The 13,831-nt window shown below is 69.2% G+C and carries 12 protein-coding genes and 1 pseudogene; 8 read left to right on the top strand and 5 right to left on the bottom strand.

Annotated elements, in window-relative coordinates:
• Window positions 1-13: 13 nt before the first annotated feature.
• Window positions 14-550, bottom strand: a complete 537-nt coding sequence (locus CS1GBM4_RS17150) for a MarR family transcriptional regulator (protein ID WP_244607279.1) — start codon at window positions 548-550, stop codon at window positions 14-16.
• A 61-nt stretch (window positions 551-611) separates the two neighbouring features.
• Between CS1GBM4_RS17150 and CS1GBM4_RS17145 the strand changes: the two genes are divergently transcribed.
• Together CS1GBM4_RS17145 and CS1GBM4_RS17140 are read left to right on the top strand one after the other, a co-directional pair.
• Complete coding sequence (locus tag CS1GBM4_RS17145; protein ID WP_186419954.1) at window positions 612-1,550, top strand: alpha/beta fold hydrolase; 939 nt, start codon at window positions 612-614, stop codon at window positions 1,548-1,550.
• A 47-nt stretch (window positions 1,551-1,597) separates the two neighbouring features.
• Window positions 1,598-2,803 carry an ABC transporter substrate-binding protein gene (locus CS1GBM4_RS17140; RefSeq protein ID WP_186419953.1) on the top strand — a complete coding sequence of 402 codons (1,206 nt, stop codon included), beginning with the start codon at window positions 1,598-1,600 and terminating at the stop codon, window positions 2,801-2,803.
• A 4-nt stretch (window positions 2,804-2,807) separates the two neighbouring features.
• Here CS1GBM4_RS17140 and CS1GBM4_RS17135 read toward each other — a convergent pair whose 3' ends face one another.
• A complete protein-coding gene (locus CS1GBM4_RS17135) occupies window positions 2,808-3,992 on the bottom strand; it encodes an aminotransferase (protein WP_186419952.1) in 1,185 nt (394 codons plus the stop codon).
• Window positions 3,993-4,313: 321 nt separating this feature from the next.
• On the opposite strand from CS1GBM4_RS17135, the gene CS1GBM4_RS17130 reads away from it, so the two are divergent.
• On the top strand, window positions 4,314-5,069 hold the full coding sequence (locus CS1GBM4_RS17130) for a Sir2 family NAD-dependent protein deacetylase (RefSeq protein WP_244607278.1): 756 nt from the start codon (window positions 4,314-4,316) through the stop codon (window positions 5,067-5,069).
• Between the two features lie 132 nt (window positions 5,070-5,201).
• Here the strand turns inward: CS1GBM4_RS17130 and CS1GBM4_RS17125 are convergent, their stop codons facing one another.
• Both CS1GBM4_RS17125 and CS1GBM4_RS17120 read right to left on the bottom strand, forming a co-directional pair.
• Window positions 5,202-5,834 carry a LysE family translocator gene (locus CS1GBM4_RS17125; RefSeq protein ID WP_186419951.1) on the bottom strand — a complete coding sequence of 211 codons (633 nt, stop codon included), beginning with the start codon at window positions 5,832-5,834 and terminating at the stop codon, window positions 5,202-5,204.
• A gap of 11 nt (window positions 5,835-5,845) precedes the next feature.
• Entirely contained in the window at window positions 5,846-6,964 is a 1,119-nt protein-coding gene (locus tag CS1GBM4_RS17120; protein ID WP_186419950.1) for a mandelate racemase/muconate lactonizing enzyme family protein, read from the bottom strand.
• Between the two features lie 193 nt (window positions 6,965-7,157).
• On the opposite strand from CS1GBM4_RS17120, the gene CS1GBM4_RS17115 reads away from it, so the two are divergent.
• On the top strand, window positions 7,158-7,769 hold the full coding sequence (locus tag CS1GBM4_RS17115) for a cold-shock protein (RefSeq protein ID WP_186419949.1): 612 nt from the start codon (window positions 7,158-7,160) through the stop codon (window positions 7,767-7,769).
• 211 nt (window positions 7,770-7,980) lie between these two features.
• A complete protein-coding gene (locus CS1GBM4_RS17110) occupies window positions 7,981-9,021 on the top strand; it encodes an HD domain-containing phosphohydrolase (RefSeq protein WP_186419948.1) in 1,041 nt (346 codons plus the stop codon).
• 12 nt (window positions 9,022-9,033) lie between these two features.
• Here CS1GBM4_RS17110 and erpA read toward each other — a convergent pair whose 3' ends face one another.
• A complete protein-coding gene (gene erpA, locus CS1GBM4_RS17105) occupies window positions 9,034-9,384 on the bottom strand; it encodes an iron-sulfur cluster insertion protein ErpA (protein WP_244607277.1) in 351 nt (116 codons plus the stop codon).
• 208 nt (window positions 9,385-9,592) lie between these two features.
• Here erpA and CS1GBM4_RS17100 point away from each other — a divergent pair, with 208 nt between their 5' ends.
• The 3 genes and pseudogenes from CS1GBM4_RS17100 to CS1GBM4_RS17090 form a co-directional block, all read left to right on the top strand.
• Window positions 9,593-10,834: a deoxyguanosinetriphosphate triphosphohydrolase gene (locus CS1GBM4_RS17100; RefSeq protein WP_186419947.1), complete on the top strand. Its 1,242-nt coding sequence runs from the start codon at window positions 9,593-9,595 to the stop codon at window positions 10,832-10,834.
• A 35-nt stretch (window positions 10,835-10,869) separates the two neighbouring features.
• Complete coding sequence (argS, locus tag CS1GBM4_RS17095) at window positions 10,870-12,636, top strand: arginine--tRNA ligase (protein WP_186419946.1); 1,767 nt, start codon at window positions 10,870-10,872, stop codon at window positions 12,634-12,636.
• 187 nt (window positions 12,637-12,823) lie between these two features.
• Window positions 12,824-13,831 (top strand): annotated as a pseudogene (locus CS1GBM4_RS17090) (hypothetical protein); the annotation flags it as partial.

The raw sequence follows: 13,831 nt of genomic DNA, 5'->3' as shown, positions 1-13,831 counted from the left end.
GGCGCACGCCGCCTCACAATTCCGAAGCGAAGCCCCAATGCGGGACATGGGCGGCGAGCTTGTCGAGCAGCCGCCCGAGCTGGGCCTTTTCCTCGCCCGAGAGGCAGGCGAGCATCGCCTGCTCCCTGGCCTCGAGCGCCGGGATGTAGCGCTCGTAGAGCGCGCGGCCCTCCGGCGTCAGGAAGAGGAGCTGGCGGCGGCTGTCGGCCCTGTCGGGCTCGCGGCGGATCAGCCCCTTCTTCTCGAGCAGGATCACGGCGCGGCTGACGCTCGCCTTGAGATGGCCGGAGAATTCGCAGAACTCGCTGGCGCTGGCGCCGTCGCGGACGGTCAGGAAGATCAGGATGACGATCTCCGGCCGGGTCAGCCCGTACTCCATCTCGATCGCCCGGAAAGAGGGCTCGCGATAGAAGTTCAGGATGTAGCCGATCTTGTAGGCGGTCGGGATCGCGGTGCCGTCGAGGATGGCGCGCCGCCGGCCGGCGCCGAGCTCGCCGGCCTCGTCCTGCGGAATTAGTCTCACATTGGACTTTTTTGTTGCGCGCGCCATGAGCCGGTCCTAGCATTCCGGATAAGGAATGGCACGGCTTTGCCGGGGCCGGGAGGAGGCGATGGATCAGGCTGGTGCCGCGGGGCGGCAGGCGCTTTCGCGCGCGCCGGAACGGCAATGCTTCTATTCGGGTACGCAAGCCCATCCGATCTATGTCGACCGGCTCGGGGCGGCCGCTCCGGGCCGTCTGCCGATCGTCCTCGTCCATGGCGGCGGGCATACCGGCGCCTGCTACCTCACGACGCCCGATGGCCGGCCCGGCTGGGCGCCGGCCTTCGCCGCCGCCGGCCGCGCCGTCTTCGTGCCGGACTGGCCGGGCCATGGCCGCTCGCCGATGCGGCCGGATTTCGCGACGTTGTCGAGCGTCGAGATCGCGACCTCCTTGCAGTACCTGCTGGAGGAGATCGGGCCGGCGGTGCTGCTCGTGCATTCGGCGAGCGGGCCAATGGCCTGGTGGATCGCCGAGCGCAGCCCGCAGGCGGTCGCGGCCATCGTCGGCGTGGCGCCCGGCGGGCCGGCGAACCTGCTGCCGGTGCTGCCTGACGAGGCCGAGGCGGTGGCGAAGCTCAAGGACGACGAGAGCCTGGGCTGCCCGGTCCGGGTCGAGGAGGACGAGCCGCTCTTCATCCCGCCCGAGTTCATGCGGGCCTACTGGGCCAATTCCGGGCGCTTTCCGAAACAGGCCTTCGAGGCCTATCGGCGCTCGATCGTGCCCGAGAGCGCACGCCTGATGAACGAGCGCTTCAATATCGGCGGCAAGGGGCTGCGCATCGCCGACCCGGCGAATCTCGCCGCGCTGCCGATCCTGATCCTCACCGGCGACAGCGACCCGCGCCATCCGCGCGCGGTCGACGCGGCGACGGCGCGCTATCTCGGCGCCGAATTCGCGTGGCTGCCGGAGCGCGGCATCACCGGCAACGGCCATCTGCCGATGTGCGAGGACAACAGCGACGAGATCGCGGCCCTGATCGTCGCCTGGCTGGAGGCAAGGGGTCTTTGAGGCTCGAACCGGCGGCAGAGCCCGCCGGACGACAGCTCGGGAGGAAGATGATGCGGTCGCTTTTCGTCGGCGGCACCCTGGTGGCGCTCGCCAGCCTGCCGGCGCTGGCCCAGGTCAGCGACGATGCGGTGAAGATCGGCGTGCTCACCGATATGGGCGGCGTCACCGCCGATATCGGCGGCAAGGGCTCGGTGATCGCGGCGGAGCTCGCGGTGAAGGAGTTCGGCGCCACCGTGCTCGGCAAGCCGATCCGGATCGTCGCCGCCGACCACCAGCACAAGGCCGATGTCGGCACCGCGATCGCCCGGCAATGGTTCGACGTCGACAAGGTCGACGCCGTGGTCGACGTGCCGAATTCGGCGGTGGCGCTGGCGCTGCAGGCGCTCGCCCGCGAGAAGAAGCGGATCGTGATGTATTCCGGCGCCGGCACCACGGCGCTGACCAACGAGCAGTGCTCGCCCTATGGCTTCCACTGGACCTACGACACCTATGGCGTCGCGCGAGGCACGGCCTCGGCCGTGGTCAAGGCCGGCGGCACCTCCTGGTTCATGCTGGCCTCCGATTATGCCTTCGGCCACCAACTGCAGAAGGACGCGACCGACGTCATCGAGGCCAATGGCGGCAAGGTCGTCGGCGCGGTGCGCCATCCGCTCAACAATGCCGACTTCTCCTCCTTCCTGCTGCGCGCGCAATCCTCCGGTGCGAAGGTGGTCGGCATCGCCAATGCCGGCGGCGACACGATCAATGCGATCAAGCAGGCCGGCGAGTTCGGGCTGGCCGAGCAGGGGCAGAGCCTCGCGGCGCTGATCTTCTTCCTGCAGGACGTGCACAGCCTCGGCCTCAAGGCGACGCAGGGCACCTACCTGACCACGGCCTCCTATTGGGATCTCGACGAGGCCTCCCGCGCCTGGTCGAAACAATTCCTGGAGAAGGCCGGGATGATGCCCTCCATGCTGCATGCCGGCGTCTACGGCTCGGTGCTGCATTATCTCAAGGCGGTGAGGCAGGCCGGCACCGACGATCCCGACAAGGTCGCGGCGGCGATGCGCGCCATGCCGATCAACGACGCCTTCACCAGGGACGCGACGATCCGGGCAGACGGCCGCGTGCTGCGCGAGATGTATCTGGCGCGGGTCAAGAAGCCGGCGGATTCGAAGGGGCCGTGGGATTATTTCGAGATCGTGCGCAGGATCGCGCCCGAGGAGACGGTCTGGCCGCTGAGCGAGAGCAAGTGTCCGGCGGCGAAGGGGTGACGCGTCAGAGCGCGAAACCCTTCAACCGCTCGCCGAGCGCCGCGATGCGCTCGGCCGCGACATTGGCGATGGCGATGCGCAGATGCCGCTCCTGGCCGGGGCCGAAATAGGGGCCGGGCAGGGCGAGGACGCCGCGCTCCTGCACCAGCCGGCGGACGACCTCCGCCGCCGGCACGCCCTCGAAGGGGTGGGCGACATAGGCGAAATAGGCGCCGGCGGCGAGGACAGTCCAGCCGTTCAACGGCCCGATCGCTTCGCGGAAGAGCGCGGCGCGGGAATTCATCTCGGCGCGGTTGGCCTCGCGCCAGGCGCGGATGCCGTCGATGCCCCAGGCGACCGCGCCCTGGCCGGCGCGGACGGGGCTGATCTGGACGCAGTCGAGCACCTTGCCGATCTGCGCCAGCACGGCCTCGCCGGCGGTGATCGCGCCGAGCCGCCAGCCGGGCACGGCAAAGGCCTTGGAGAAGCTGTAGAGCCCGATCAGCGAATCCTGCCAGTCGCTTGCGGCGAAGAGCTCATGTGGCCGATCGGCACCTTCGGGCAGGAAGTCGCGATAGGTCTCGTCGAGCACCAGCCAGATCCTGCGCCTGCGGCAGAGTTCGGCGAAGGCGGCGATGGTCGAGGGCGGATAGACCGCGCCGGTCGGATTGTTCGGCGTCACCAGCACGATGGCGCGGGTGCGCTCGTCGATCAGCGCCTCGGCCGTCGCCGCGTCCGGCACGAAGCCGGCTTGCGGATCGCAGGGCAGCGGGCGCGGCGCGACGCCGAGCATGTTCAGTGTCATCTCGTGGTTGAAGTACCAGGGCGTCGGCAGGAGCACATTGTCACCGGCGCGGGCGAGCGCCATCATCACCGTGACATAGGCCTGGTTGCAGCCGGCGGTGATCGCGATCTCCCGCGGCCGGATCGCACCGCCATAGAAGGCGCCGCTCTCGGCGGCATAGGCCTCGCGCAGGACATCGTCGCCGAGGATCGGCCCATAGCGCGTGCTCTCGGGCAGGGCTGCCGCCTCGGCGAGGCGTTCCAGCAAGGCTGCCGGCGGCGGCGAGCCCGGCACGGCCTGCGACAGGTCGATCAGCGGACCGAAGCCGCCGGCATAGCCGCGGGCCCAGGCCTTGGCCTCGGGGATCGGCGGGGGCGCGGTGTCGATGAGATCGGGATTGAGCGGGGCGGGAGAGGGCGCAGGCATGGCTGAGCTTTGCGGCGCGTTTCTCCCGGCGTCAACGGTTCAGCGCGACCTGTTCCTTCGCTCTTGTCGGGGCTTTGCAAAAAACCTCCATCGTCATTCCGCGGCTTCGCGCAGCGAAGAACCCGGAACCCAGAACCGACACCGTTCCCGATAGGAGCGTGATGGCTGTCCGGCCTCGCCATCGGCCGCATCGGTTCTGGGTTCCGGGCTCAGGCCTGCGGCCTGCCCCGGAATGACGGCGCAGTTCCGTGCAAAGCCCGCAGGCTTGGACCTCGGCCGGTCGACCGCCATATTCGAACCGGAGCAATGCGAGGCTGGCGAATGGACGAGGCGACGCAGGACGCGATCGAGGAACTGCACGCGATGCTCGACCGCGCCCGGGTGATCGTGCCGTTCACCGGGGCGGGAATCTCGACCGAATCGGGCGTGCCGGATTTCCGTTCGCCGGGCTCGCCCTGGATGCGCAACAAGCCGATCCCGTTCGAAGTCTTCCTCGCCAGCCGCGAGGCGCGGATCGAGGCCTGGCGGCGCAAATTCGCGATGGACGATCATTATCGCGACGCCCGGCCCAATCGCGGCCACCGGGCGCTGGCGACCCTGGTGGCGGAAGGGCGCTCGCCCGGCGTGATCACCCAGAACATCGACGGCCTGCACCAGGCCTCGGGCGTCGCCGAGGACAACGTGATCGAGCTGCACGGCAACGGCACCTACGCCACCTGCCTGACCTGTGGCTGGCGGCACGAGCTTGCGGCGATCCGGGCCGAATTCGAGGCGAGCGGCGAGCCGCCGGCCTGCATGATGTGCGCCGGCGTGGTGAAGAGCGCGACCATCTCCTTCGGCCAGCAGATGCCGCAGCAGCCGATGCTGCGGGCGCACGACCTGACGATGTCGGCCGATCTCTACCTCGTCGCCGGGTCGTCGCTGGTCGTCTTCCCGGCCGCGACCTTTCCGGTGATCGCCAAGCGCAACGGCGCCAGGCTCGTCATCCTCAACCGCGAGCCGACCGATCTCGACCCGATCGCCGATCTCGTCGTGCGCAGCGAGATCGGCCCGGCGCTGGCGCGGCTGGCGAATTGAGGACGATAATTGAGGCTTCCCGTCATTGCGAGGAGCGTTAGCGACGAAGCAATCCAGGGGCGGTAGAGCTCTGCGTTCCCCTGGATTGCTTCGCTGCGCTCGCAATGACGACTGGGTGACGGTGCCCGCGGTTCAGTCGCGCGAGGCGAAGGCGAGGCGCAGCGCCAGCCCGCCGAAGACGGCGCCGAGGATGCGCTGCGGCCAGAGCGCCAGTTGCGGGCGGCTGGCGATGGCGCGGCCGAGCCGGCTCGCGGTCATGATGACGATGCCGTTGGCGATCAGGCCCATCAGGTTGAGGATCGAGGCCAGCACCACGACCTGGAGCAGGAGCGAGCCGGCCTCCGGCTTCAGGAACTGCGGCAGCAGCGCCAGCATGAACAGCGCCATCTTCGGATTGAGCAGGTTGGTCAGCAGGCCCTGCAGGAAGATCTGGCGCAGCGGGAAGCGCGCGGCGTCCGCCGTCGGCGCGAACAGCGTCGCGGGCGAGCGCAGGGTCTTCCAGGCGAGCCAGGCGAGATAGGCGGCTCCGGCCCAGCGCAGGACATCGTAAGCGGTGGGCACGAGCAGGAAGAGCTGCGACAGGCCGTAGGCGGCGGCGAGCGCCTGGAGATAGCTGCCGGTGGCGATGCCGGCATAGGTCATGAGCCCCGCGGCGCGGCCCTGGCTCATGCTGCGCGAGGCGATCAGCAGCATGTCCGGCCCCGGCGTCGCCGTCAGCACGATGCAGGCGGTGGTGAAGAGCGCGAGCGTGGCGAAATCGGGCATGGCGAGGTCCCTCAGGCCAGCGGCCTGGCGAAACGGGCGAAGGCGTCCCCGGTCGGCGTGGTGCCGGCGCCGGGCTGTTCGGGCCTCCTGAAACAACCGTCGGCGACGGTGGCGGGTTCCTCGAAGGCATCCTTGATCCAGGGGATGTATTCGAGCACCGGCGTCGCCGGGTGCCAGTAGGCGAGATGGACATGGACCTGGCTCATCTCGCCGGCATGGGGCGCCACCGGCAGGCGATGGGCCAGCGCCAGCTCCGCCACCTGGATGTATTCGGTGATGCCGCCGAGACGGGTGACATCGGGCTGGACGTAGTGGACCGCGCCGGCCTGGACGAAGGCGCGGAAGGCGTCGAGCGTGTAGAGCTGCTCGCCGAGCGCGACCGGGATCGCGGTCGAGCGGGCGAGCTCGGCATGCGAGCCGATGTCGTCATACCAGAGCGGCTCCTCGAACCAGAACAGGTCGAGCCCCGCGGCGCGGGCGCAGAAGCGCTTGCAGGTCGGCAGGTCCCATTTGCCGTTGCCGTCGACCGCGATGGTGACGTGGTCGCCGACGGCGCGACGCACGGCCTCGAGCCGGCCGATATCGGTCATCGGGTCGGCATGGCCGACCTTGATCTTGATGCGGTGGAAGCCGTCGCGCTCGACCGCCATGCGCGCGCCCTCGACCAGGTCGTCCTTCGGGATCGAGAGCCAGCCGATATCGGTGTTGTAGGCCTCGAGCTTCGGCTTGCTGGCGCCGCCGAGCAGGTGCCAGAGCGGCACGCCCGCCTTCTTCGCCTTGAGGTCCCAGAGCGCGACGTCGACCGCGGCCAGCGCCAATTGGGTGATGCCGGCGCGGCCGACCCATTGCAGGGCTGGATGGCGGGCGAGCTTCAGCCAGAGCCGGCCATGCTCCGAGGCGTCCTCGCCGGCGAGCAGCGGCGCGTAGCAGTCGCGGATGCAGGCGGCGATCAGCCGGTCGGAGGCGAGATCGGCATGGGTGCCGGTGAAGCCGTAGCCCGCCAGGCCGTCCTCCGTCACGAGCCTGGTGCCGACCACGCCCCAATGGCTGATCCGGTGGGTCGAATCGGCGATCGAGCCGCCCGTGACCGGGATGTGGAGGATGAACGGCTCGATGCTGGCGATGCGCATGGCTGCACTCCGGGGCGGTATCGGACCGATCATCGGCGCGATGCATCGGGGCCGCAAGGCGCAGCTTTCGTCGATCCCGCACGCGCCTTGCGCATGCTCTGATGTGGATGAGCCGGAAGCGGCTGTTTTCCGACTCCGCCGGGGTGCTATCGTCAGGTCACGAATCACGTTTCGCGGCGGAGATGAGCGGGACATGTCCGACGAATACGGCGACGGAGGCAGGCCACCGGTCGGCCCGCTGCAATCGCTCAACCGAATCGTGCGCCTGGACGGGCCCGAGACGCTTGCCGAGCCGGCGGTCGAGGTCATCGGCCACGTCAAATGGTTCGACGTCAGCAAGGGCTACGGCTTCGTCGTGCCGCAGGACGGCGGCAGCGACGTCCTCGTGCACGTCACGGTGCTGAAGCGCGACGGCTTCCACGCCATCGCCGAGGGCGCGCGCATCGTGCTCGAGGCGGTCGCCAAGGCCCGGGGCCGCCAGGCCGTGCGCGTGCTCTCGATCGACACCTCAGCGGCGCGCCATCCGGCCGAGATGCCGATGCCGCGCACCAATGCGACGGTCACGCCGACCAGCGGGCTCGAGCGCATGGTCGTGAAGTGGTTCAACCGGCTGCGCGGCTTCGGCTTCGTCTCGGCGGGCGAAGGCGCGCCGGACATCTTCGTCCATATGGAGACGCTGCGGCGCTACGGCATCGTCGAGCTGATCCCGGGGCAGGCCGTGCTGGTGCGCTACGGGCCGGGGCCGAAGGGGCTGATGGCGGCCGAGGTGCGGCTGGAGCAGGGCGGGCCGCCGGCCTCGCACTGAGCGAGCCGATCCGAAAGGGCGCCTGCGGGCGCCTTTTTCGTTGCGCTTCCGGCGCCGGGCGCGCGGCATTCCGACAGCGGCTCGCCATATCGCAGCGCGTGACGCCTCGCCGTTTCTCAACCGAAACCGCGAATTTGAATGCTTCCTGTTCATCGGGGTTCAAGAAGGTTGGGCTAGGCTCATCGTCCTTGATGAGGGCCTACCCATCGCCGTGCTGCTGATCACCGATCGTCCGGAGCAAAGCGCCAAGCTCGAGCGGCTGCTGTCGCTGTGGGGCCGCTGCGACGTCGTCGACCTCTATCGCCCGGCGGCGGGCGACGAGCGGCCGCAGCGGCTGCTGGTCAGCGATGTCGACCTGTCGAAACGCGCCGCGGTCGAGGCGGTGCGTCATCGGCTCGCGGAGCGTCGATACCGGAAGACCCCCCATCTCTGCCTGCTGCGCGATCAGTCGCCGCGGCTGACCACCCAGGCGAACGCGATCGGCGCGAGCGCGGTCTTGCCGGCCGATCTGCCGAGCAAGGCCCTGCTCGACGAGATCGGCCGCATCCTCCACCCGCAGGGCTGGGCGCCGATGCAGCGGCATTTCGTTGCCGCGTCCGCAGGCATGGCCGACATGCTCTCCGCCGCAGCCGACGGCCGGGCCCTGCCTGTCGCGACGATCGAAGACAGCGTGGACGCGATCAACCGGGCGGCCGACGACCATGATCTCGGCACCTGGCTCGACATGGTCTGGACGCATGACGACGCGACCTATCAGCATTGCCTGCTGGTCGCCGGCCTCGCGGCGGCCTTCGCCTGCGAGCTCGGCTTTCCGGAGGAGGCGCGCCGGCTGGTGACCTGCTCCGCCGTGCTGCACGACATCGGCAAGGCGCGCGTGCCGCTGGCGATCCTGCACAAGCGCGGCAAGCCGACCAGGGAGGAACTCGCGGTGCTGCGCGAGCATCCGCAGACCGGCTACGAGATGCTGCTGCGGCAGGGCGCCTTCCCGCGCGAGGCCGTCGAGGCCGCGCGCAGCCATCACGAATATCTCGACGGCTCGGGCTATCCGCGCGGGCTGAAGGGCGACGAGATCCCGGACGTGGTCAGGATGGTGACGATCTGCGACATCTACGCCGCACTGATCGAGCGCCGCTCCTACAAGGTGCCGATGCCGCCGGAGGCGGCCTATGCCGCGCTGGTCGCGATGGGCGGCAAGCTCGACGCCGATCTGGTGCGGGCGTTCAGGCCGGTGGTGCTGCCGGGCCCGGCCTGAGGCCGGGCGATCTCAGAGCGCGAAGGACGTGCCGCAGCCGCAGGAGCTGGTCGCGTTCGGATTGGTGATCCGGAAGGACTGGCCGACCAGATCGTCGACGAAATCGATGGTCGAGCCTTCGAGCAGGTCGAGTGAGGTCTCGTCGATGAGGACGGTGGCGCCGTCGCGCTCGATCACGAGGTCGCCGGGGGCCTTCTGCCGGTCGATGTCGAAAACATACTGGAAACCCGAGCAGCCGCCGCCGGCGACGCTGACACGCAGCATCGAGCCGGGCGCCTCGTTCGCCATCACCGCCACGATCCGGCTCGCGGCCTTGTCGGTGAGCGAAATCGCACGCGGATTGGCTTCAACCGCCATGGTCATGCGCAGAACATCCTTGCTCCTGCCTCGCTTGCAAAGGTAATGGCCGGATGGCGGGGCTTCAAGCCGCGCGAGAGCGCGATGCTTTCGCATGGGACCGCGCGGCGGCCCATGCTGAGCTGAATCCGTCTCTCATCCGATATTTGCAGCAGGATGAGCGCGAGAAACCGGTTCCATTTTGTCGCATTCTGCTCGAAGGGACGGGGCTGCCATGCCGCACGCACACGATACCGCCCCCGAGACGGCGCTCGAACCGGGCGAGCGCTGGCGCGCCTGCTATGCCTGCCGCTCCTCGACGAGCCGCGGCCGTCTGGTCGAGGAGCCGGGCTCGGCGACCCGCAACCAGTTCCAGCGCGACCGCGACCGCATCATCCATTCCACCGCCTTCCGCCGGCTGAAGCACAAGACGCAGGTCTTCGTCTCGCATGAGGGCGACCATTTCCGCACCCGCCTGACCCACACGATCGAGGTGGCGCAGATCGCGCGCGCCCTGGCGCGGGCGCTCGGGCTCGACGAGGATCTCGCCGAGGCGCTGGCGCTCGCGCATGATCTCGGCCACACGCCGTTCGGCCATACCGGCGAGGACGCGCTCGACGAATGCATGGCCGGTTTCGGCGGCTTCGACCACAATGCCCAGACGCTCAGGATCGTCACCCGGCTGGAGCGCCGCTATGCCGGCTTCGACGGGCTCAACCTGACCTGGGAGACGCTCGAAGGGCTGGTCAAGCACAACGGCCCGCTGCTGACGGCCGGCGGCGAGCCGGCCGAGCGCTATGCGAAGACCGGCATTCCGGTCGCGATCCTCGAATACCAGGAGAAGCAGGACCTCTGGCTGGAGAGCCACGCCTCGGCCGAAGCGCAGGCGGCCGCGCTCGCCGACGACATCGCCTACGACGCCCACGACATCGACGACGGGTTGCGGGCGGGGCTGTTCGATCTCTCCGAATTGCGCGCGGTGCCCTTCCTCGCCGGGCTGCTCGACGAGATCGACGCCTTGCATCCCGGACTGGAGCGGCCGCGCGCGATCAACGAAATGGTACGCCGGGTGATCACCCGCTTCGTCGAGGACGTGATCCGCGAATCCGAGGCCCGGATCGCGGCGCTGGCGCCGGCGGATGCCGACGCCATCAGGCGGGCGGGCGCGCCCGTCGTCGCCTTCTCGCCGGCGATCGTCGCGGCCGACCAGGCGATCAAAGGCTTCCTCTACCCGAACATGTACCGCCATCCGCGGATCGGCGTGATCCGCAAGGAGGCGGCCGACATCGTCCGCGACCTGTTCCGGCGCTTCAGGGAGGAGCCGCAGGCGATGCCGACCGAATGGGCCGCGGGCTGCGACGGGCTCGACGAAGCCCGGCTGGCGCGCCGAATCTCGGACTACATCGCCGGCATGACCGATTCCTATGCCCTCGACGAGCACCGCCGCCTGTTTGACGCCACCCCGTCGCTGCGATAGGCGCTGGCCCGCTTCCCTACGCATCCCTGGTCGCCATGAACATTTTCGAGACTTTCTCCGCACGCCTCGCCACCGTCCTGACCGGGCTGGCCGAGGCCGGCCGCCTCCCGGCCGGGCTGTCGCTGGCGCGTGTCGTGGTCGAGCCGACCAAGGATCCGGCCCATGGCGATCTCGCGATCAATGCCGCCATGGTGCTCGCCAAGGAGGCGGGGATGGCGCCGCGCGCGCTCGCCGAGCTGATCGTGGCCGAGCTGGCCCGGGACGGCGACGTCCTCAAGGCCGAGATCGCCGGGCCGGGCTTCATCAACCTGACGCTGCAACCGGCTGTTTTCACTGAGGTTCTGAAGTCGGCGGTGCTGGCCGGCACCGAGCATGGCCGCGGTGCGACGAGGGGCGGCGCGAAGATCAATGTCGAATACGTCTCGGCCAATCCGACCGGGCCGATGCATGTCGGCCATGGCCGTGGCGCGGTGTTCGGCGATGCGCTGGCGAGCCTGCTCGCCTTCGCCGGCCACGACGTCACCCGCGAATACTACATCAACGATGCCGGCGCGCAGGTCGACGTGCTCGCCCGCTCCGCCTTCCTGCGCTATCGCGAAGCGCTCGGCGAGGCGATCGGCGAGATACCCGAGGGGCTCTATCCCGGCGACTACCTGATCTCGGTCGGGCAAACGCTCGCCGAGCAATACGGCCCGGCGCTGCGCGACAAGGCCGAATGGGACTGGCTGCCGCTGGTGCGCCAGGCCGCGATCGACGGCATGATGGCGATGATCCGCGACGATCTCGCCGCGCTCGGCGTCGTCCACGATCTCTTCTTCTCCGAGCGCTCGCTGCAGGGCAGGGACGGCGACACCAACGCCGTGCACCAGACGATCGAGGATCTGCGTGCCCGGGACCTGGTCTATGAAGGCCGGCTGCCGCCGCCCAAGGGCCAGAAGGACGAGGACTGGGAGGATCGCGAGCAGACCCTGTTCCGCGCCACCAAATTCGGCGACGACGTCGACCGGCCGCTGCTGAAGTCGGACGGCAGCTACACCTATTTCGCCAACGACATCGCCTATCACCGCTCCAAGTTCGCCCGCGGCTTCTCGGAGATGATCGACGTCTGGGGCGCCGATCACGGCGGCTACGTCAAGCGCATGCAGGCGGCGGTGAAGGCGGTGACGAACGGGCAGGGCTCGCTCGACGTCAAGCTCTGCCAGCTGGTCCGGCTGCTGCGCAATGGCGAGCAGGTCAGGATGTCGAAGCGCTCGGGCGACTTCGTCACGCTGCGCGAGGTCATCGACGAGGTCGGCCGCGATGCGGTGCGCTTCATGATGATCTTCCGCAAGAACGATGCGACGCTGGATTTCGACCTCGCCAGGGTGGTCGAGCAGTCGAAGGACAATCCGGTCTTCTACGTGCAGTACGCCCATGCCCGCTGCGCCTCGATCTTCCGCCAGGCCGGCGAGGCCTTTCCGGACATGGACCTTTCGCCGCAGGCGCTGGCGCAGGCCGATCTCGGCCTGCTGTCCGACGAGGCCGAGATCGGCATCGTCAAGATGATTGCCGCGTATCCCAGGATGATCGATGCCGCGGCTTCGTCACACGAGCCCCATCGTGTCGCCTTCTTCGTGCACGAGTTGGCGAGCGCCTTTCATTCCCTGTGGAACAAAGGCAAAGACTCGCCGCAATTACGGTTCGTTAATCAAACTGATCGAAAGTCGACCTCGGCAAGATTGGCGTTCGTGCATGCGGTGCGCAGCGTCCTTGCTTCCGGTCTGGCGGTCGTTGGGGTGACGGCGCCGGAGGAGATGCGCTGACGGGATCCATCCCGGCGCATCGGACGCTCTGCGGATCAGAAGGATCCGGTCGGCGTCCGCCGGGTCCGATACGGAAGCGGCGTTGGCCGGGCGTGCCGGAAGGCGAGCCGGCCGGGCTTTCGTCAGATTGACCGCGCGCAGGCGGCGTCCTTTGATGGCGCCGGCACGCGCTGGAATGGATCATGTGATGAGCGAGCCAGCTAGAAACCGTTTCGCCCTCGATCTCGACGATCTGGAGCGTCAGCTGCGCGGGGCGGCCCAGCCGCAGAAGCCGGGCGCGGCGTCCGATCCGCTGATGGAGCTGACCCGCCTCGTCGGCCAGGACGATCCGCTCAAGGAGCTCTTCGCCAGCCGGTCCGAGCCGGCGCGCCCGGCCGCCCCGGCAGCGCCCCAGCCCGTATCGTGGTCCTCCGGCCGGACCGAGCCGAGTTTCCAGCCGACGCTGGTCACCGCCCCGCCGGTGCAGCCGGCGCCGCCGCCGGCCGACGTCCGCGGCGCCCTCGACGAGTTCGAGGCGCTGCTGCGCCGCACGGAGCCGGTGAGGACCGCTCCGCCCCAGCGCCCCGCCGCGGCGCCTGTGCCTCATTACGACGAGGCCGAGCCGCTTCCGGAGCCCTCGCATGCGCAGCCCTATGCGATTCAGAACGAAGGGGCGCATGCCTATGTCCCCGAATCGCCGCGCGATCTCGACGAGACGCCGCCGCAGGGGCAAGCTCAGGCGTACGCTTACGACCAGCACGGTGGCCAGGATTACGACGCGGAACCGCACGGCGCCGAGGACGAGCCTCGCGAATTCCGGCGCTCGCGCTCGCGCAAGGGCATGCTGACGGCGGCGGCGCTGGTCGTCGTCGCTGTCGGCGGCGTCGGTGCGGCCATGGTCTTCCGCAATGGCCGGCCGGCTGGCGTCAACGGCCAGCCGCCGGTGATCGCGGCCGATAACGGCCCGTCCAAGGTCGCCCCGGTCAATCCCGGCGGCGCCGAGATCCCGAATCAGAACAAGCAGATCTACGAGCGCAGCGGCGACACCTCGGCCGACAAGACCAAGGTGGTGAGTCGCGAGGAGCAGCCCGTCGACGTGCAGCAGGCGGCCCGGTCCATGGCGCCGCGGCCGACGCAGGCCTCGGGCGGCGCCATCACGCCGACCGATACCGCAGCGGCGGGCCTGGCCCCGACCGAGCCCGGTCTGATCCCGATT

The sequence above is a fragment of the Allobosea sp. CS1GBMeth4 genome (assembly GCF_900185715.1).
Lineage (GTDB): Bacteria > Pseudomonadota > Alphaproteobacteria > Rhizobiales > Beijerinckiaceae > Allobosea.
Note: the sequence above shows the minus strand (reverse complement) of the source record. Positions and strands in the feature narration are given on the sequence as shown.